Source organism: Streptomyces sp. NPDC050121 (assembly GCF_044460385.1).
Lineage (GTDB): Bacteria > Actinomycetota > Actinomycetes > Streptomycetales > Streptomycetaceae > Streptomyces > Streptomyces soliscabiei.
Map to the genome: position 1 here is coordinate 219,434 of NZ_JBITJV010000003.1, position 17,489 is coordinate 236,922.

Genomic DNA, 17,489 nt, shown 5'->3' on the forward strand with positions numbered 1-17,489 from the left:
TGATCACCGCGTGGAGCACTTGTCGAAGGCGACCCGCGATGGACCGGTCGGCCGTGCGCTGGACGGGCTGATGAGAGCAGGGCCGCCTCCGGTCCCTCGTCCGCGAGCCGCTGCCGCGCGAGGTGTGCGGCACGGGTGAGCGCGGGCTCGGTCGTCGCCCACAGGCCGGCGAAGAAGACGCGGCGGCAGAGGTCGAGGATGTCGGTGCGCAGTTTGCTTCGGGTCGCGCAGCAGGTCTTCGGCGAGGGCCGGTTGCGGTTCCGGCAGACCGGAGGCCGCCCGGCGCGGCGCGGCGGCCGTGCCGGGTTGTGGAGCAGGCGGCTGAAGCCGAAGCTGCGGTAGCCGCTGGCGCAGGTGCAGGCGGTGGGTTCGGCGAACACCGGTCCGTCGCCAGTTCCGGCAGGGGTGCGTTCAGCCCCGGGGAGATGCCCCGCCAGCGCAGCGCCGTACACGGCGGGGCGAAGCGACGCAGGCCGGCCCGGGGTGAGGCCGGGACGTCGCGGCTGGTCGTCTATGCCCAGAGCGCGTGTTCGGTGTGATGGGTGTGTTCGGTCAGGACGTGGAAGCTCGCCGTCAGTTCCGCGAGCGACACGGTGACAGTCAAGCGGTCGGCGGCGGCCCCCTCCAGGACGATCACGACCGGCATGACGGGACGTGTAGGTTCGCAGCCTGCTCACGTCAGCACCTCGGCTGGCTTTCCCGTCTCGGACGCGATCCGGGCGACGTCATCCAACTGCTCATCGGCGCTCAGGTCCTACAGGTCCTGATCAGCTCTGTCGTTCTGGTGTACTCCTGGTGCCGGCCCATCGCTGCGCCTTGCTCGGCGAGGCCGTTGGCGGCCCTCGCTACGGCCTGGCGGCGACCGCCCTGGTCGCGTCGGAGTCGTCGCCATGTCCGCCATCCTGCTGGTCCGGACGGTGCTCGGCTGGTCCGGACGGTGCTCGGCTGGTTCGGTCTCGCCTGACGCTCCGCCTCGGACTTTGCTCCGCCGTTACCCCTTCATGACCAACTGACTACAGGCCTGTAGTCATGATGGACCGGGCGTGGATAAGGCATGCCTTCGCTAACTTGTACCGGCTCGGCCGGAGCTGGGAGAGCCGTATGTGGGACGACGCGTTTCCGAGTTTCCTGATCGGACTGAGGGAGGGGCTCGAAGCGGGACTCATCGTCTCCATCCTGGTCGCCACCCTGGTCCGGGCCGGGGCCAAGTCCCGTCTGCCGCAGGTATGGACGGGCGTCCTGGCAGCCGTCGCCCTGTCCATGAGCTTCGGCGCGGTTCTCACCTTCACCGCAGCCTCCCTGTCGGCCGCCGCCCAGGAAGCCTTCAGCGGCACTCTCAGCGTGATCGCGGTCGTGTTCGTCACCGCGATGGTCTTCTGGATGCGCCGCTCCGCACGCGGCCTCTCCGGCGAGCTCAAGGAGAAAGTCACCGGTGCGCTCGGCACGGGCGCGGGCGTGCTGATCGTCACCTCCTTCCTCGCGGTGGGGCGTGAGGGCCTGGAGACGGCACTGTTCCTGTGGACCACCGCCCAGGCCGCCGGCGAGTCCGCCGGCCCCCTCACCGGTGCCGGGATCGGCCTGGTCCTTTCGGCCGGCCTGTGCTGGGGCCTGTATCGCCGCGTCCTGAAGATCAACCTGACGAAGTTCTTCACCGCCACCGGCGTCGTCCTCATCGTGATCGCCGCCGGCGTCCTCGGCTACGGCCTCCGCGACCTGCAGGAAGGCGGTGTGCTGCCCGGCAAGTCGGCCTACGCCCTCGACCTGAGCGGCAACGTCGACACCGGCTCCTGGTACAGCACCCTTGTCCAGGGCGTGTTCAACCTGACCCCGATGATGACCTGGCTCCAGGTCCTCGCCTACGTCGGCTACCTCGCCGTCGTCATGACCCTGTTCGTCCGCGGTGTACGCGCCCCCGCCCGGGCCACGACGACGGAGCCGACGAAGGCCTACGCGGCGAAGGAGCCGGTGTCGCGGGCCGGGAAGGCCGAGAAGGCACCCCGTCGCCGTCCCACCTGGATCGTCCCCGTCGCCGTCGTCGCCGTCCCCGTGGTGATCGCCTCGCTCGCTGTCGCCCTCGGCCGCCCCAAGCCCACCGCCGCGCAGACCATCGCCGTCTCCGACAAGGAGTGCGGCAACGGCTTCACCGCGCCCAAACCGGGTCGGCAGACCTTCCAGATGCACAACACCGGCGGCAAGACGTCCGAGGTATACCTGATCGACCCGTCGACGAGTGCCGTCTACGGCGAGATCGAGGGACTGGCCCCGGGCACCACCCGCGCCCTTGTCGCTACCGTCGCCGGCGGCACCTACGCCTGGCGTTGCGTGCCCACCGGAGGGACCGCCGTCACCTCCAAGGCCGTCCGCGTCACCGGCGGCGGCAGCGCCAAGGCCGTCGTACCGGTCTCCGAGGAGGACCTCGCCGCCCCGCTCCAGGAGTACAAGGCGTACGTCAACCACGGCCTGGCCACCCTTGTCGTGCAGACCCGCACCCTCGACGACGACATCAAGGGCAACCACCTCGACAAGGCCCGCATCGACTGGCTCACCGCGCACCTCACGTACTCCTCCCTCGGAGCCGCCTACGGCACCTTCGAGGACTTCGACAAGATGGTCAACGGCCGGGCCGACGGCCTTCCGGGCGGCGAGCGGGACAAGGACTTCGCCGGGTTTCACCGCCTCGAGTACGGCCTGTGGCACGGTGAGTCGGCCGCGAGCCTCGAGGCCCCGGCCGACCAGCTCGTCGCCTCGGCCGCCGGGTTGCAGAAGGCGTTCCCCAGCCAGGACTTCGCCTCGTCGGACCTGCCGCTGCGCGCCCACGAGATCCTGGAGAACACCCTCCAGTTCGAGCTCACCGGCGACACCGACGAGGGCAGCGGCACCAACCTCGCCACCGCCGGCGCCAACCTGGCCGGCACTCGCGAGCTGCTCACCGTACTCAGGCCGCTGCTGACCACTCGCGCGCCCGAGCTGCTGCCGAGCGTCGACGCGGACATCGCCCGTCTGCAGACGCTCCTCGACGCCGCGCAGCACGGCACCGCCTGGACCCCCGTGGACCGCCTGGACGCCACTTCCCGGGCCCGGATCAACGGAGCCACCGGACAGCTTCTTGAGGACGTGGCGCCCGTCCCGGACCTCCTGGAGATCAGGAAGGCCGCCTGATGACCGCCGAGCACTCCGCACCAGCGCCCGCATCCATGGAAGGGAATCAACCGATGCCGTCCGCCGAAACGCCCGCCCCGCCGGGCGGCTGCCCCGCCGGTCACGGCCGCCGCTCCTTCGTGAAGTCGGCGCTCGGCGCCGGGGCCGCCGGCGCCGTCCTGGCGGGCGGAGGGTTCGCCCTCAGCCAGACAGACGCACCCCGGGCGCAGGCCGCGGGCACCACGAACGCGGCCAAGGTGCCCTTCCACGGTGCGCACCAGGCCGGCATCCTCACCCCCACTCCGACGGCGGCCACGTTCGTCTCCTTCGACGTCATCGCGCCGTCCCGCGCGGAACTGGCCGGCCTGTTCAGGACGATCACGGAGCGGGCCCGTTTCCTCACCGAGGGCGGCATTCCCGCCGACCTGGGCGTCGGCGCCCCGCCCTCCGACAACGGCATCCTCGGCCCGACCGTCCCCGCCGACGCGCTCACCGTCACCGTCGGTGTCGGCGCCTCCCTCTTCGACGGACGCTACGGCCTCGCCAGGGCCAAGCCGGTCCGCCTCACACCGATGCGGACCTTCCCCAACGACAGCCTCGACCCCGCCGAGTGTCACGGCGACCTCTCCCTGCAGATCTGCGCCGACCGCCAGGACACCGTGCTGCACGCGCTGCGCGACATCGCCAGGCACACCCGCGGCGCCATGCAGATCAAGTGGCGCATCGACGGGTTCCAGAACACCCCGCGTCCCACCGGCGCCCAGCGCAACCTGCTCGGCTTCAAGGACGGCATCGCCAACCCGGACGTGTCCTCGGCCCGCGAGACCAACCGCCTGATCTGGGTCGGCGACGGCCAGGGCGAGCCCGTCTGGGCGAGGGGCGGCAGCTACCAGGTCATCCGGATCATCCGGATGCTGGTGGAGTTCTGGGACCGGGTGTCGCTGAGCGAGCAGGAGCTGATGTTCGGCCGCCGCAAGGACACCGGAGCCCCGCTGGACGGCGCTCAGGAGACCGACATCCCCCAGTACGCCCAGGATCCCAAGGGCAACGCGATCCCGCTGGACGCCCATATTCGGCTGGCCAACCCGCGTACCGCCGCCACCGACAGCTCCCGCATCCTGCGCCGCGGTTACAACTACGACCGCGGCGTCGACAACGTCGGCAACCTCGACATGGGGCTGGTCTTCTGCTGCTACCAGCAGGACGTCGAACGGCAGTTCGAAGCAACCCAGACCCGCCTGATCGACGAACCCCTCGTCGACTACATCCTCCCCACCGGCGGCGGCTACTTCTACGCCCTGCCCGGCGCCCGTAACTCCTCCGACTGGCTCGGGCGCACCTTGCTGGAAGCCTGAGCGGCGCCCTTCACCGACCACCGACGACGGTGGCCCGAAATCTGCCCCTGATGTCGTCGAGGCCGTGCAGCAGGCCCACCCCGATGTTGCGCGCACAGTCGAAGCACTGCAGAACGGCGGCGATGGCAGGAGCGGGACGGCCGTGTCGGTCGCGGTCCCCTCACCCCTGTGGAGAACGGAGCCAGCACGAGACGGGGCGCCGTCACGGACAGGACGGCCACGACTCCCATGAAGGGGGCGGCGCAGGCGAGAGCCATGGCCCTGAGCCGCTACGCCGCGCCACGTCACGCACAGTGAGATCGCGGCTGACGCCGACGGACGCGGCGTGCGCGAGACCGTCGGCGACCTGGAGGACTATGTAGTCGAGCTGCCCTCGGCTGGCCGCGCCCCGGCGTCAAGTACCCGGCCGGGGAAGATGGAGTATTGAGATGCGGGAATCTAGGGTCGGCACGTGGCTTTCATCCTGGTGTGCGAAGACGACGCGGCGGTTCGCGGCATCCTCAAGCGTGCGCTGGAGCACGACGGTCACACCGTTTCCGTCGCCGCCACGGCAGACAGCCTGCTACGGCAGCTCGCACCGGCGCCCCAGCTGGTCGTCCTGGATCTCGGGCTGCCCGACGCCGACGGCCGCGACGTCTGCCTGGCCCTGAGGGCTCGCGGCGTCGACGTGCCGGTGTTGATGCTCACCGCCCTGGACGGTCTGCATCACAAGGTGGGCGGCTTCGAGGCGGGCGCCGACGACTACATGACCAAACCCTTCGACATCCCGGAACTGCTGGTCCGCGTCCGGGCCCTGCTGCGCCGGGCCACCGTGGCGCCCGCATCGCACGAGGTCGTCCTCGATCCGGCGAAGCACGTGGTGACCTACGATGCGGTGAGCATGAGCCTGACCCCGACCGAGTTCCGTCTGCTGGGCCGCCTGATCGCCTCGCAGGGCGACGCGGTGCGCCGCCACGCCCTCGTCGCCGCCGGCTGGCCGCACGGGGCGCACGTCAGCGACAACACCCTCGACTCCTATGTGCGCCGGCTGCGGACCAAGCTCGGTCCGCTGGGCGTGGCCGAGCGTCTGGCGACCGTCCGAGGCGTGGGCTACCGATGGCAGTGACGGGATTCCGCAGAAGCGTCGTCGCGCTCACCGTCCTGATCGCCACCGCCGTGGTCGCCATCCTGGTCGTCGTCTCGCACGTGCTGCTGAGCAGGGTGACGGACGCCGACGCACACGATCTGGCCCGTACGCGAGCCGAGGCGGTCGCGGCGAACGTCACTGCCAAAGGCGGCCGTGTCGTGCTCACGGAGAACGACAGCGAGGCGCTGGACGAGGTCGCCTGGGTGTATGCCGACGGCCGCCTGATCGACGGGAACGTGCCGGCGAGCGTGGTCAGGCGTGTCGAGGAGCTGGTGGACTCGGGGCGTTCGCAGACCGCGACCGTCGGCGACTCCCTCCTGTACGCGCGGCAGGTTCCCGTCGACGGCCACCACGTCATGGTGGTCGTGAGGGTGGACCTCACGCCCTATGAGACGTCCGAGCAGCGCAGTCTGACCTTGTCGCTGATCCTGGGCGGCCTCACGATCGTCCTCGCCGGCGGTGTCGCGCATCTCGTGGTGCACCGCGCGCTGCGGGTCGTGCACGAAATGGCCGCCCTCGCCGACGACTGGGGCCATCACGAACCCGGGCGCCGCTTCAACCTCGGCGTCCCCCGGGATGAGTTCGGGGAACTGGGACAGACGCTGGACCGCCTCCTGGAGCGCGTCGACAACGCACTGGCGGACGAGCGCCGGCTCACCGACGAGATCGCCCACGAGCTGCGGACACCGCTCACGGTCCTGCGGGGCGAGGCGCAGCTGGCGCAGCTGTCCGGCGAGCCGGTGCCGCCGGAGGCGGTCCTGAGCGAGGTCGACCGCCTCGACGCGGCGATCACGACGATCCTGCGCGCCGCGCGCGCCCGCACGGACGAGGGCACCCGGTGCGATCTGCGCTCCGCCGCGCGGCAGGCGATCGGCGGCCGCGCGGTCGAGGTCGCCTTTCCCGCGAAGATCGAGGTGGCCGTGGCGCCCGACGTCGCCGTGTCGCTGCTGTCACCCCTGCTGGAGAACGGCCTGCGGCATGCGAAGACGCGTGTGTGGATCACCGCGCGCAACCAGGGTGCGGCCGTCGTGGTCGATGTCCTGGACGACGGCCCGGGCATCGATCCTGCGGACGTCGAGCGGGTCTTCGAAGCGGGTGTGACCCGCGGTGACGGATATGGGCTGGGGCTCCCGGTGGTCCGGCGCATCGCCGCCTCGGCCGGTGCGGAGGTCCGCGCGATCGCGGACGGCCGCGGTCATGTCGAGGTGACGCTCCCGGCCGTGCGCGCGATCACGTAGTCAGGTTGCTTGCAGGTTCCCCGCGTGAACCTGGCGGCATGACAACGACAGCGGAAGCGCGCACGCGCAGCGGGCATCTCATGCTCAACAAGGTCCCCGAGGTCACCATCTGGTTCTGGGTGATCAAGATCCTGTGCACCACCGTGGGTGAGAGCTTCGCCGACTGGATCAACATGAAGCTGGGCGTCGGCCTGGTGAACACGGCCTGGATCTTCACCGGGGTGTTCGTAGTGGTCCTAGCCGTCCAGCTGCGGCTGAAGCGGTACGTACCGTTCCCCTACTGGCTGACCGTGGTCGTTGTCAGCGTCACGGGGACCCTGTACACCGACATCCTCACCGACCAGCTCAACGTGCCGCTGTGGATCAGCTCCGCGGTCTTCTCGGTGCTGCTCGCCGTGGTCTTCGGCGTGTGGTGGCTGCGCGAGCGCACGCTGTCGATCCACTCGGTCACCACGCTTCCGCGCGAGTCGTTCTACTGGCTCGCGGTTCTTGTCACCTTCGCGCTCGGCACCGCGACCGGCGACTGGACCCTCGAGCTCACCGGCTGGAGCCCGGGCGCGTCGGTGCTGCTGCCGCTCGGCCTCATCGCCGCGATCACGCTGCTGTGGAAGTTCGGCGCGAACCCCGTGCTGTCCTTCTGGCTCGCCTACATCCTGACCCGCCCGCTGGGCGCGAACATCGGAGACTGGCTCGCCTCCCCGAAGGTCGCCCAGCCGGGCGAGCCGACCGGCCTCGCGCTGGGCACCTTCACCACCAGCCTGATCTTCCTCGGCCTGATCCTGGCGACCGTGGTCTACCTGACGGTGACGCGCTCGGACGTGACCGAGACCTACGAGGCCGCCCACGCCACCCACACCACCGGCGACCGGCGAAAGGAGCGCGTCGGTCTGGCCGGCTTCGGACTGCTCGCCGTCGCCACCGCGGGCCTGCTGATCTGGGCCCACAGCCAGCCGCACACCGGCCCGGCGCCGGAGGAGGACAACACCTCCGCGGTCCAGATGGCCCCAGGCGAGGCGGTGAAGAAGTTCCCGCCCGCCAAGGTCGCCGCTCTGAAGGCGCTCGCCTCCACCTCGCTCAAGGACGCACGCTCGGGGGACGCGAAGGGTGCGCACACGGCCGCACAGTCGTTGCGTGACCTGTGGGATGCCGACCAGGCCGCCCTGGAGCCGCTGGACGAGACCGGGTGGACCTCCATCGACGCCCAGATGGACAAGGTGCTGGGGACCTTCGGCATCGACCACTCGAACCCGCCGATGCCGCCCGCGCAGCAGGAGAAGGAACTGAGCGCCCTCCTGACGGACATGGGCTGACCGTCCACCCCCCTCCGCGAACCCCGTCGGGGCGGTCCAAGCCGGTGCCGATGGCTCCGACCGCCCCGTGTCCCACAGCAGCACACCGGGCCGACACGTTCCGCGGCCTCACCTCATACCGCCGCGTGCGCGCCCCTGTCGGGCTGTGACACGGCCAGGTAGCCGACGAATCCGATGATCGCCACCGTCCAGGCGAGGGTGACCGGTGCCAGGCCGAGGGCGAGGCCGCCGCGGGTGTGGGGGAGGGCCATCCAGTCGGCGAGGGAGGCTCCGAGGGGGCGGGTGATCACATAGGCGGTCCAGAAAGCGGTCACCGCGCCGAGGGCCCCGAAGCGGTGGGCCAGGGCGGGTACGCAGATGGCGACTGCGAAGAGGGCGACAGAGCCCAGGTAGCCGAAGCCGGCGGTGGCGGTGAGATCGCCCGTGGCGGTGCCGAGGGCGAAGGTTGCCAGGACGGCCGCCCAGTAGAACGCCTCACGGCGCCGCGTCCGGATCGTGTGGATGGAGAGGGTGTGCTCGCTCGCGTACCAGAGGCCGAAGACCGCGGCCAGCATGACGAGGAACGCCGGGGTCGAGACGCCGTACGGCACACCGAGGCCGACGTGCAGGACATCGGCGGCCATGGTGCCGAAGACGCTGACCATGACGACGGCGGTCCAGTAGGCCCAGGCGACATACCGGCGGACCGTGAACTGCACGGCCAGGGACGCCGCGAGGGCGAGGCCGCCGAGCGCCACCGCCGGGATCGGGCCGAGCGTGCGGGCCAGGAGGTCCGATGCCGTCTCGCCCATGCCGGTGGTCAGCACCTTGATGATCCAGAAATAGACGGTCACCTCCGGCACCTTGTTCGCCAGTCGGCGTGCGGGGGTGAGGGGGCGCTCGTCGAGGACAGGTTCCGCGGTCATGATCCGCACGATCGCACTCCGAGCATGAACGCAACCTGAACGGTCCCCTACGCCGTTCGGGCCTCCCGCGTGGGCTGCGGCCCGCCCTCCCCTCACCGTGGACAGGGATGAGGGAGACGACTCCTCTCACCCGTCTCCAACCGACGAGCCGTACGGCGAATTGACCTCCTACGACGTGTAGGAGCTCATGCTTCCGGGGCGCGTGACGACGAAAGGTGCAGGATGGCCGACGGCTCGAACGTCACGATGACCGGTGCCATCCGCACCGGCTGCCCGCCCTGGTCGGCCCGGCCTCGGCGCCGGTGGGGCGAACCTTGGCTCGCGGCGATCGCGGGGGCTTTCACACTCGCCCAGGTCGTCCTCGTACGACCGGATCTTGGTCTCGGCTGGGACGAGACGGTCTACGTCAGCCAGGTCAGCGGCCAGGTTCCCGCCGCCTTCTTCAGCGCGCCCCGCGCCCGCGGCGTCTCTCTGCTCGCCGCGCCGATCGCGTCGTGGTCCGACTCCACCGCCCTCCTCAGGATCTACCTGGCGGTCCTCTCCGGTCTGGCCCTTTACTTCGCCCTGCGCGTCTGGCGAGGCCAGGTCATGCCGCGCGTCCTGGCGCTGGCGGGTGCCCTGTTCGCCTCCCTCTGGGTGACCCTGTTCTACGGCCCGCAGGCCATGCCCAACTACTGGGTCGCCCTCGGCGCCCTGGCCTGCGTCGGCTGCTTCCTGCGTGCCCGCGCGGACTCAGGGGACCGGGCAGGACTGTGGGGTGTGTTCGCGGGCGCGGCACTGATGGCGTGGATGCGCCCGATGGACGCCGTCTACGTGGTGCTTCCCCTGCTCGCCCTCGCCCTGCGCCGCCCCCGCCTCCTCGTCGTACTGGCCGCCGGCCTGCTGGCAGGTGCTGGTGAGTGGGTGATCGAGGCGTACGTGAGCTACGGCGGCCTCGCGCAACGCCTCTCCGACGCCTCCCGCATCCAGGGCGGTCTCGGTCTGCACCTGGCGGTCGTCGACCAGTGGCACAGTCTCGGCGGGCGTACCCTTTGCCGTCCCTGCACCAGATCGGCCCCCAACCTGGTGGAGACCCTGTGGTGGTTCGCGCTGCCCGTCCTCGCCGCGCTCGGCGCCGTCCGCGCCCGCCGCGCCCTGCCCGTCCTGCTGCCGCTGGCCTGCGCGGCCACGGCAGCCGTCCCCTACCTGTTCCTCATCGGCTACGCGGCCCCCCGCTTCCTGCTGCCCGCCTACGCCCTGCTCGCCCTCCCCGTCGCCCATGGCCTCGCTCACCTGGTCAGCACCCCACGTCGGAGGACCGGGCGCACCGTCGCTGTGGGCCTCGTCGCATCCTGCCTTGCGGCTCATCTGGCCGTGCAGTACGTCGTCCTGGAACGTACTCTGCGAAGTTCCGCCGCGACCCGTGACAACTGGTTCCGCACCGCCTCGGCCCTCCACACGCTCGGCGTACGGCCGCCGTGCCTGCTCAGCGGCTACGAGGCCGTGCCCATCGCCTTCTACACCGGTTGCGGCTCGGCACAGACCGACGGCCACGACACCAGCACCACCGCGGCCGCACTGGCCCGGGCCGCCCACCGGACCCCCCTCGCCGTCCTCACCCGGTCCGGCGACCGCCCGCCCGCCTACGCGCGTACCTGGTCCATGGAGCGGGCCGGCGTTCTCCACGCCTACGTCGCTCCCTTCGTCCGGCAGGGGCGGTGACCGTGGTGACCGTGTCCGACAGCGTGACCGCGACCGCGGGCAGGCGCCCCTACGTCCGGCTGGGCATCACCCTCGCGGTGCTCGTCACCGCCGGCGGCATCCTCGCGGCGCACCGGGCCACCCTCGACAGCGGTACCGACCAACTGGCCGCCGCCGACGGGGAATGGCTCGTGCTCGCCTGCTTCGCCACTGTCGCCACGTGGGTGTCCGCTGCCGTGGCGCAGCAGGGGGCGGTCGTCGAGCGGCTGCCGAAGGGACGGCTGGTGGCCGCTCAGTTCGCGGCGTGCGCCGCCAACCACATCCTGCCCGCAGGGGCCGGGGCGAGCTTGGTCAACCTGCGGTTCCTGACGCGGTGCGGCCTGTCCAGCAGGCGCTCGGCGACCGCGCTGGCGGTGAAGGCGGCTGTCGGCGGGATCGTCCGGTGCGTGCTGGGCGTCGTCCTGCTGGTGGCGTCACCGGGCGCTGTCCCGCTGTCGGCGCGGATCCCGCACGTCCTGGTCCTGGTCCCGGTGGTGGCGGCGGCCGTCGTGCCGGCGGTGATGGCCAGCGGTCGGATCAGGCGGGCGGTGGGGCGGGCCGTGACCGACGTGCGGGAGGTGCATCGCTCCCGAGGGCGGGCCTGCGCGCTGTGGGGCGGCTCGGTCGCGTTCGCGTTGCTGCACGCGGCTGTGGTCGTGGCCGTGGTCCACGCGCTCGGGCTCGCGTTGCCCACGAGCCATGTGGTGATGGCGTACCTTGTGGCCAGCGGGGCGGCGGCTCTGCTTCCCACGCCCGGTGGACTGGGGTCGCTGGACGCTGCGCTCGCCTTCGCGCTCACGGCCGCCGGAGCGCCGGGGCAGACGGCGATCTCGGCGGTCATCGGTTACCGCCTGCTCACCGGCTGGCTGCCGATGGCACCGGGACTGCTGGTCCTGGGGTTGCTTGCCCGCCGGTCGGCGCTCTGAGACGGCGGAACGCCCTCACTCGGTCGCCTCCAGCGGCCCCGCACGTCCCTGTCCTCAGCGACGCGGCAGCCGTTTCATCGGCCACCTCGCCTTGCGCGGCGATCCCGTCGGCGCGCTGGCTACCGGGCGGTGCAGGTGATCGCGGGCGATGAGTTCGAGCGTCACCGCGACCGCGACGGACTGCACTGTCATGAGCGCGATCAGGACGAACAACTGCACCGCCCCGGCCATCACGGGACTCGCCCCTGCCATCAGCATGCCGACGAAAGCACCAGGGAGGGTGACCAACCCCACCGTCCGAGTCTGGTCGAGGCCGGGCAGCAGTGCCTCCGATGCCGCCGGCCGTGCGATCTCCATCCGTGCGTCCCGGTCCGGGAAGCCCAGGGCCATCGCGGCTTCCACCTCCCCATGGCGCTGGGTCAGTTCGTCCAGGGCACGACGTCCGGCGAGGACGGTCACCGTGAGTGCGCCGCCGATGAGGATGCCCGTGATCGGGATCAGTGCTATGCCCCGCAGCGGGACGAGCCCCGTCAGCAGCAGGACCGCGACGACCGGAACCACGCCTGCGGCGATCGGGGCGGCCGTGAGCCACCAGGTGTGGTCGCTGGTGATCCTCCGTCCGGCCGTACGCACCGCCACCGAGAACATGACGACCAGGAAGGCCAACAGCCCTGCCACGGACTTGACGGCCCACGTGATGACCACCGACACGACGGCCAGCTGGGTCGCGGCCCTCAGTCCGGCAACGATGATCTCCCGGGCTCGGCTCCGGTACGGGTGCGGGTCGAGACGGAACCGCGCCGCGACCACGGCCGCCGCCAGGAGCAGAGCGGCGAGCAGGACGCCGAGGGTGATGTCGACCGGTACGAGGGATGTCGCACTCGACGTCACGTTCCCCACCTGTCCTTGCTCGCGGACACGTCAGCCGATTCTCAACCCACCGGATCCGGCGGCCGGTCCAGCCGGTATCCATGCCCTCGCAGCGTAGTGATCTCCGGCAGGCTGACAGGACCGCCCCTGGCCTGCGCCGCCTCGGTCAGGCTGCGCCGCAGACCCGCCATCGTCACATCGAGAGTCTTGGTGGGCCCGAACCAGTTCTCGTCCCACACCTCGGCCATCAACGTCTCCCGCGACACCGCCTCGCCGACCCGCTCGGCCAGCACCGCGAGCAGGTCGAACTCCTTGGCCCGCAGGGGGATCTCGACACCGTGCAGCGCGCATCGGCGGGCGGAGACGTCGACGACCAGATCGCCCAGCCGCACCGGCTTCCGGACCGGGGCGGCCACTGCCTGCCGCCGCAGATGCGCTCGCAGCCGGGCGAGCAGCACGGTCATGCTGAACGGCTTGACGAGATAGTCGTCGGCCCCGGCATCCAGTCCGGCGATGACGTCGATGTCCTCGGTCCGCGCGGTCAGCACCACGATCAGCAGATCGGGCAGGCGGGCCCGCAGATCCCGGGCCACGTCCAGACCGTCCATGTCGGGCAGTCCCAGGTCCAGCAGCAGCACGTCGTACGGTGCCCGCGCGGCCTCGGCCAGGGCGCCCGCCCCCGTACGGCACCAGGTCGGCGCGTACTCGTGGCCGCGCAGGCCGGCTTCCAGATGGCGGCCGATGGTGTCGTCGTCCTCGACGACGAGGACACGGTGGTGGTGGGCCGGTGCGGCGGGCGTGCGCATGGACGACAGCCTAGGAGCGGACAGGGCGACGAGCCCGTCGCGCGCGGGGAGTGTTCACAGGTCGCGGAGCTCCTCCACGGCGGGGCGTCGGGTCCTGCGGATGCCGTTGAGGGCCGCGGCGACGATGGCGGCGACGGCGGCGGCGCCGGTGAGTGCGAGGTAGGCGCCGGGGACCGAGAGGCCCGCGGGTGGCGGATCGAAGACGCCGGTCAGGACCTTGACCAGCATCTGTGACAGGGCCCAGCCGATCAGGGCGCCTCCGGCGAGACCGCCGGCGGCCAGCAGCAGGGCCTCGGTGAGGACCATGCCGCGCAGGTGACGTGCCCGCGCGCCGAGGACCGTGGCGATGGCGAAGGTACGGCGGCGTTCGGCGAGTCCGAGGGCGAGGACGAGCCCGCCGGCTCCCGCAGCCAGCAGCACCGCGAAGGCGAGTTCGATGCGCGTCAGGCCCGCCAGGTCGACCGAGGTCAGGCTGGTGCCGACGGTGCCGCGGGTCTGGGTGAGGTCGGTGACGCTGGCACCTGTGCCGAGCTGCCCGCGCAGCTGTGCGGCGATCTGCTTCTGGTGGCTGCCGCCGGTGTCGAGGAGGAAGGCGCCCACCGCGTCGCTGCCAGTGGCCTTGGCGACGTAGGAGGCGTTGGCGACGAAGAAACTGTCCTTGGGCGCGGTGGGGAACTCCTTGGCGATGCCCGCGTAGTGGAAGGGCACCGTGTGCAGGACCTTGGTGCGGGCGTCCTGGACGCGCAGGTTGACGGTGTCGCCGGGGGAGAGCTGGAAGTCGTGGACGGTCTCGACGCTGACCAGGAGATTGTCCGGATGCTGGGCAAGGCGTTGCATCAGCTGCCGGGCGGTGCCGCCGGCGAAGTAGGCGTCCTGGAGCGACGTGGCCCCGGCGATGGTGTCCGGGCGGACGCCGTAGAGGTCCTGAAGATCGGAGCCGACATAGGCGAAGCGGTGCTGAAGGGGTTCGACGTGGCGGACACCCGAGATCTTCAGGGCCGCTCCGGAAGCAGGCGGGACCCGGGCCCCGGGCGGTTCGGTGACGGTGACGTCGGCGCCGTTGGTCAGCCGGGCGTCGACCTCGGCCTGCTGGTGGTACGTGGCGTTGAAGACGGCGGTGGACACGGCGAAGGAGACGGCCAGGGCGAGCAGCACCACCGAGCGGGCGAGCGGTCGCCGGCGCCGGGTCAGGACGGCCGCGGTGGTCCCGGCCAGGGTCGCGGTCAGCGGGCGGGCCAGCCGGGTCAGCACGGCACGGCCACGGGTGAGGACCAGCAGGGTCAGGCGCCACAGCAGCAGGGCCGCGCCGATCCACAGCAGGGCGGGGCCGAGGAAGGCCCAGTACGACACGGAGATGCTGGGAACGCCCTCGGGGGCGAGGACCAGCGCGTACTGGTTGCCGGAGGAGGCACGGAAGACCAGCCACGAGCCGATCAGGAGCACGAAGTCCAGGCCGTACCGTAGCCACCAGGGCGACCGGGAGGGGCGTACGCCCTCCTGTTTGCGGGTGTCGGCGACGGTGACCGAGCGCAGGTCCCGCAGCGCGGGGACGAGAACGGCACCGGCGGCCACCGCGGCTCCCAGGACGAAGGCGATCGCGTACCAGACGACCCACTGCCCCGCGCTCGCGCCGAACGAGGCCGCACCGAACGCGAGACGGCCGGTGAGCGCCGCGACACCCAGCCCCGCCAGGCCCCCGGCGAGGCCGATGAGGGAGGCTTCCAGGCTCGCAAGGCCGGTGATCTGACGGGGCCGCAGCCCGCGAAGTCGCAGCAACCCCTGTTCCTGGCGCCGCCGTTCACCGCCGGCCGAGGCGACCGCCGCCGTCAGCGCGGCCGCCAGGACCGCGCCCGGCACGCCGAGGAAGAGGAAGAGGATCTGGGCGTACAGGGCGTCCTGGCGGGCGGAGTCGAGGGCGGCGCCGATGTTGTTGCCGACCAGGGCGGTGCCTGCCGAGCGAGCCTCCAGGTTGTGGGCGGCACCGGTGACCGAGGAGAACGCGGCGGCCGGGTCGGAGGGCAGCCCGGTGCTGCCGCGGGCGGCGTGGATCTGGGTGGTCACGGCCGTGGCACCGCGGGTGAGGGAGGCGAACCGGGCGGCGGGCAGCAGGACGACGTTGTCCGGGGGCGCGGTCGGCTGCGACTGGCTGGGGGCGCCGACGGTCTGGAAGAGGGAGTCGGCCTGGGGCAGGTCGACCACGCCGTCCACCTTGATCTGGCGCGTGCCGGCACCGGGAAGCTGGATGCCGATGGTGTCGCCCGGGGCGGCGTGCAGGTTGGAGGCGGTCTGCTGGGCCAGCAGGACGCCGGTGGAGGAGCCCGACAGCGTACGGACGGCGTCCGGGAAGCGGGCACGGTAGCCGTCGGGCAGCCCGAGGGCGACACCGGGGCCGGTGGTCTGGGTGCTGCCCTGCACACGGGCCGTGAAGCCGCTGGTGTGGGCGAAGCCGACGGGCAGCGCGGTGCGGGTGCCGGGAGTCTTCTGGACGAGCGACAGGACGGCGTTCGGGTCGGCGCCGGGCTGCACCTGGACCTGCCAGTCCACGGCGACCGAGCGCAGGGCGCGCTGGGTCATGGTCGCCTTGGACGCGGTGAGGAAGGAGCCGAGCGCGGCGACGAGGGCGACCGCGAGCGTGACGCCTGCCAGGGCGGCCAGCAGCCGACCTGTGCGGTGGCGGGCCAGGCCGTGCGCCCATGCGGTGATCATGACACCTCCTCGGGTGCGAGCAGCCGTCCGTCGTGCATGCTGCGCCGGACGGCGAGCCGGGCGGCGACGGCCGGATCGTGGGTGGTGACGACGAGGGCCGCACCGGTGTGGTCGGCGGCCGTCAGCAGGGCGTCCAGGACACGGGCGCCGGTGGCGTGGTCGAGGCGGCCGGTGGGTTCGTCGGCGAGGATCAGGCGAGGCGCCTGGGCCAGCACCCGGGCGGCGGCCACCCGTTGGGCCTGGCCGCCGGAGATCTCCTCGGGCAGCCGTTCGGCGAGGTCGGCGGCGTCCACCCGGGCGAGCGCGGCGAGCGCGGCCCGCCTGGCCTCGTCCTCCGCGCAGTCGGTGAGGACCAGGGGCAGGGCGGTGTTCTCTGCCACGTTCAGGGCGGGGATCAGGCTGTCGCCCTGGAAGACGAGGCCGATGTCGTACGGCCCGAGGGAGGCGGCGCGGGTGACGGTGCCGCTGGTGGGCTGTTCGAGTCCGGCGATCAGATGGAGCAGCGAGCTCTTGCCCGATCCCGAGGGGCCGACCACCGCGAGCCGGTCCCCGGCCCGGATCGTCAGGCCGGCGCCGTGCACGGCCACCACCGCCTGGACTCCCCGGCCGAAGGTCAGGGCCGCGTCCGTGCAGCTGACGAGCACGTCATCCGACGACATCGTGTGCCTCCTCGCGGTCGTTCGGCGGCGGGGCACCGGTGGCCCTGCCGTCCGTCAGGGTGATCACCCGGTCCGCGACCCGGACCGCCTCCGCGCTGTGCGTGACGAGCAGCACCGCGCAGCCTTCCGCGGCCCGCTCCCGCAGCAGCGAAAGCACCAACTGTTCTGTCTCGCCGTCGAGTTCGCCGGTCGGTTCGTCGGCGAGCAGCACGGCAGGCGCGTTGGCCAGGGCGACGGCGAGCCCAGCCCGCGCCAGCTCGCCACCCGACAGCTGCCGGGGCAGGGCACGTGCCCGCCCGGCCAGCCCGACCTGCGCCAGCAGGGTCTGGGCCGGGACGGGGGCCCTGCGGCCCTGCGCCCGCTGCGGCAGGCGGACGTTGTCGAGCACGTTCAGGTGGGGCAGCAGATTGCGGGTCTGCAGCAGGACGCCGATGTGGCGGGCGCGCAGCCGGGCCCGCTCGGCCTCCGGCCGGTGGCTGATCCGTATGCCGCTCACGTGGACCTCGCCGCCGGAGGGTTCGTCGAGTCCGGCCAGGCACGCCAGCAGAGTCGACTTTCCGGCCCCGGAGGGTCCCACCACCGCGACGGTCTCACCGCGTCGCACCGTCAGCGACACCCCGCGCAGCGCGAGCGTCTCCTCCTCGCCGGCCCGATAGAAGCGGTACAGCTCTCGGGCGGTCAACACATCGTCGGCCGGGCCGCGGGAGTCGTACGAGTCGACCGGCATCGCG

Annotated in this window: 15 protein-coding genes; 8 read left to right on the top strand and 7 right to left on the bottom strand. The window is 71.8% G+C overall.

Annotated features, from left to right (window positions below):
- Positions 1–204: 204 nt before the first annotated feature.
- Positions 205–342: a hypothetical protein gene (locus ACIBTS_RS05825; RefSeq protein WP_334478306.1), complete on the top strand. Its 138-nt coding sequence runs from the start codon at positions 205–207 to the stop codon at positions 340–342.
- A gap of 169 nt (positions 343–511) precedes the next feature.
- Here the strand turns inward: ACIBTS_RS05825 and ACIBTS_RS05830 are convergent, their stop codons facing one another.
- Positions 512–646: a DUF5937 family protein gene (locus tag ACIBTS_RS05830; protein WP_398431722.1), complete on the bottom strand. Its 135-nt coding sequence runs from the start codon at positions 644–646 to the stop codon at positions 512–514.
- A gap of 455 nt (positions 647–1,101) precedes the next feature.
- On the opposite strand from ACIBTS_RS05830, the gene efeU reads away from it, so the two are divergent.
- The 5 genes from efeU to ACIBTS_RS05855 all read left to right on the top strand — a co-directional run bounded on the left by efeU (position 1,102) and on the right by ACIBTS_RS05855 (position 8,167).
- Positions 1,102–3,159, top strand: coding sequence for an iron uptake transporter permease EfeU (efeU, locus tag ACIBTS_RS05835; protein ID WP_399316873.1), 2,058 nt, complete (start codon positions 1,102–1,104; stop codon positions 3,157–3,159).
- Positions 3,160–3,212: 53 nt separating this feature from the next.
- A complete protein-coding gene (gene efeB / locus ACIBTS_RS05840; RefSeq protein WP_398431720.1) occupies positions 3,213–4,493 on the top strand; it encodes an iron uptake transporter deferrochelatase/peroxidase subunit in 1,281 nt (426 codons plus the stop codon).
- Between the two features lie 451 nt (positions 4,494–4,944).
- Complete coding sequence (locus ACIBTS_RS05845; protein WP_398431719.1) at positions 4,945–5,598, top strand: response regulator transcription factor; 654 nt, start codon at positions 4,945–4,947, stop codon at positions 5,596–5,598.
- Positions 5,589–6,857, top strand: coding sequence for a sensor histidine kinase (locus tag ACIBTS_RS05850; protein WP_398431718.1), 1,269 nt, complete (start codon positions 5,589–5,591; stop codon positions 6,855–6,857). The genes ACIBTS_RS05845 and ACIBTS_RS05850 overlap by 10 nt, the downstream gene beginning before the upstream one ends.
- Positions 6,858–6,895: 38 nt before the next feature.
- Positions 6,896–8,167, top strand: coding sequence for a hypothetical protein (locus tag ACIBTS_RS05855; RefSeq protein ID WP_399316876.1), 1,272 nt, complete (start codon positions 6,896–6,898; stop codon positions 8,165–8,167).
- A gap of 113 nt (positions 8,168–8,280) precedes the next feature.
- Here the strand turns inward: ACIBTS_RS05855 and ACIBTS_RS05860 are convergent, their stop codons facing one another.
- On the bottom strand, positions 8,281–9,072 hold the full coding sequence (locus ACIBTS_RS05860) for a hypothetical protein (RefSeq protein ID WP_398431717.1): 792 nt from the start codon (positions 9,070–9,072) through the stop codon (positions 8,281–8,283).
- A gap of 222 nt (positions 9,073–9,294) precedes the next feature.
- Here ACIBTS_RS05860 and ACIBTS_RS05865 point away from each other — a divergent pair, with 222 nt between their 5' ends.
- Both ACIBTS_RS05865 and ACIBTS_RS05870 read left to right on the top strand, forming a co-directional pair.
- Positions 9,295–10,773 (top strand): hypothetical protein, encoded by a 1,479-nt coding sequence (locus ACIBTS_RS05865; RefSeq protein ID WP_399316877.1) that lies wholly within the window; start codon positions 9,295–9,297, stop codon positions 10,771–10,773.
- A 5-nt stretch (positions 10,774–10,778) separates the two neighbouring features.
- Positions 10,779–11,717: a YbhN family protein gene (locus ACIBTS_RS05870; RefSeq protein WP_399317198.1), complete on the top strand. Its 939-nt coding sequence runs from the start codon at positions 10,779–10,781 to the stop codon at positions 11,715–11,717.
- A gap of 54 nt (positions 11,718–11,771) precedes the next feature.
- Here the strand turns inward: ACIBTS_RS05870 and ACIBTS_RS05875 are convergent, their stop codons facing one another.
- From ACIBTS_RS05875 to ACIBTS_RS05895, 5 genes are read right to left on the bottom strand one after another with little or no spacing between them, the layout of a single operon-like run.
- A complete protein-coding gene (locus tag ACIBTS_RS05875; RefSeq protein ID WP_398431714.1) occupies positions 11,772–12,608 on the bottom strand; it encodes an ABC transporter permease in 837 nt (278 codons plus the stop codon).
- Positions 12,609–12,649: 41 nt separating this feature from the next.
- A complete protein-coding gene (locus tag ACIBTS_RS05880) occupies positions 12,650–13,393 on the bottom strand; it encodes a response regulator transcription factor (protein ID WP_398431713.1) in 744 nt (247 codons plus the stop codon).
- 54 nt (positions 13,394–13,447) lie between these two features.
- Complete coding sequence (locus ACIBTS_RS05885; RefSeq protein ID WP_399316878.1) at positions 13,448–16,099, bottom strand: FtsX-like permease family protein; 2,652 nt, start codon at positions 16,097–16,099, stop codon at positions 13,448–13,450.
- Positions 16,096–16,758 (bottom strand): ABC transporter ATP-binding protein, encoded by a 663-nt coding sequence (locus ACIBTS_RS05890; RefSeq protein ID WP_398431711.1) that lies wholly within the window; start codon positions 16,756–16,758, stop codon positions 16,096–16,098. Before ACIBTS_RS05890 ends, ACIBTS_RS05885 begins: the two co-directional genes overlap by 4 nt.
- Positions 16,745–17,485 carry an ABC transporter ATP-binding protein gene (locus ACIBTS_RS05895; RefSeq protein ID WP_398431750.1) on the bottom strand — a complete coding sequence of 247 codons (741 nt, stop codon included), beginning with the start codon at positions 17,483–17,485 and terminating at the stop codon, positions 16,745–16,747. Before ACIBTS_RS05895 ends, ACIBTS_RS05890 begins: the two co-directional genes overlap by 14 nt.
- Positions 17,486–17,489: the final 4 nt, after the last annotated feature.